Origin of the sequence: Chryseobacterium phosphatilyticum, assembly GCF_002899825.2 — a bacterium.
Taxonomy (GTDB): Bacteria; Bacteroidota; Bacteroidia; order Flavobacteriales; family Weeksellaceae; genus Chryseobacterium; species Chryseobacterium phosphatilyticum.
Genome location: NZ_PPED02000051.1, coordinates 1 through 538, shown reverse-complemented (window position 1 = coordinate 538; position 538 = coordinate 1). Strand labels below are relative to the sequence as shown.

Here is a 538-nt window from a genome sequence, read left to right as displayed (position 1 = left end):
ATGTCCTGGCCGTCGATGGTGATGCGGCCGGCCCCCGGCTCGTAGAAGCGGAAGAGGAGGCGCGACAGCGTGGATTTGCCCGCCCCCGAGGGGCCGACGATGGCCACGGTCTTCCCGGCCGGCACCTCGAACGAGACCCCGCGCAGGATCGGCCGTTCCGGGATGTAGGCGAAGCGCACATCCTCGAAGCGCACCGTTCCAGCCTCGACCTTGAGCGGGGGCGCGCCCGCGCGGTCGGCGATCTCCGGGTTGCGGTGGAGGATCAGGAACATGTCGTCGATGTCGATCAGCGCCTGTTTGATCTCCCGGTAGATCATGCCCATGAAGTTCAGGGGCATCGAGAGCTGAATCAGCATCGTGTTGACGAGCACGAAGCCGCCGATGGTGGTGTTACCAGCCATGATGTCGCGGGCGGCCAGGAGCATCACCGCCGTCATGCCGACGGTGAAGATCACGGCCTGGCCGGCATTGAGCACGGCGAGCGAGACGTAGGTCTGCGTGGAGGCCTTCTCGTAGCGTTCCATCGACGCGTCGTAGC

The 538-nt window shown here is 65.8% G+C and carries 1 protein-coding gene; it reads right to left on the bottom strand.

Features of this window, described 5'->3' with window-relative positions:
- Positions 1 to 538: ATP-binding cassette domain-containing protein (locus C1631_RS25385; RefSeq protein WP_133248969.1), on the bottom strand; the 538-nt coding region annotated here is incomplete at both ends.